This window comes from Kitasatospora arboriphila (assembly GCF_039528095.1).
In the GTDB taxonomy this organism is placed as follows: domain Bacteria; phylum Actinomycetota; class Actinomycetes; order Streptomycetales; family Streptomycetaceae; genus Kitasatospora; species Kitasatospora arboriphila.
Genome location: NZ_BAAALD010000233.1, coordinates 1 through 1,017, shown reverse-complemented (window position 1 = coordinate 1,017; position 1,017 = coordinate 1). Strand labels below are relative to the sequence as shown.

1 protein-coding gene and 1 pseudogene are annotated in these 1,017 nt (G+C 77.2%); both read left to right on the top strand.

What is annotated here, in order from left to right:
- Nucleotides 1-95: 95 nt before the first annotated feature.
- A pseudogene (locus tag ABD353_RS40665) lies at nt 96-742 on the top strand (TetR/AcrR family transcriptional regulator).
- A 14-nt stretch (nt 743-756) separates the two neighbouring features.
- A partial coding sequence (locus tag ABD353_RS39670) for a DUF4865 family protein (protein WP_344628573.1) occupies nt 757-1,017 on the top strand: 261 nt, incomplete at its 3' end.

The window sequence follows — 1,017 nt, the reverse complement described above, 5'->3', positions numbered from 1 at the left end:
CCGGGCGCCGCTCCCACGTGGGGAGGAGCGGCGCCCGGTGGCGTTTCCGTGACCGCCGCTTGAGACTGTACCTACTGGTATGTACAGTCGCTCCCATGAGCACCCAGGACCGCCTGATCGAGAGCACCCAGGAGCTCCTCTGGGAACGCGGCTACGTCGGCACCAGCCCGCGCGCCATCCAGCAGCGCGCCGGCGCCGGCCAGGGCAGCATGTACCACCACTTCGACGGCAAGCCCGACCTCGCCGCGGCCGCCCTCGCCCGCAGCGCCGAACAGCTGCGTGCCCTCGCCGAGGAACGCCTCGCAGCCCCCGGCACCGCCTACGAGCGGATCGCCGGCTACCTCGAACGCGAACGCGAGGTCCTGCGCGGTTGCCGGATCGGCCGGATGGCACAGGACCCGGAGGTCGTCGCCGACCCCCGGCTGCGCGCCCCCGTCGAGGAGACCTTCGCCTGGCTGCGCGGCCGGATCGCCGAGGTCGTCGCCGAGGGCGTCGCCGCCGGCTCCCCCGCCCCCCCCGGGGCCCCCCCCCCCCCCCCCCCCCCCGCCCCCGCCCCCCCCCCCCGGCCCCGCGGGGGCGCCCCCCCCCCCCCCCCCCCCCCCCCGGCGGCGCCCCGCCCGACACCGCCGCCGCGATCGTCGCCGTCGTCCAGGGCGGCTACGTCCTCGCCCGCGCCGCCGGCGACCCCGAACCCTTCCACCAGGCCGTCCGCGGCGCACTCGCGCTGCTGCGCGCCGCCTAGACCGGGGAGCACCCGTGCAGGCCATGCAGTACGAGATCACCCTGCCCGCCGACTACGACATGGGCATCGTCCACCACCGGGTCGCCACCCGCGGGCACCTGACCGATGCCCTCCCGGGCCTCGGCATCAAGGCCTACCTGGTCCGCGAGACCGGCACCCTCGGCTCCCCGGTCAACGCCTACGCCCCCTTCTACCTGTGGCGCACCGCCGCCGGCATGACCGACTTCCTCACCGGCCCCGGCTTCCGCGGCCTCAGCGCCGACTTCGGCCGCCCC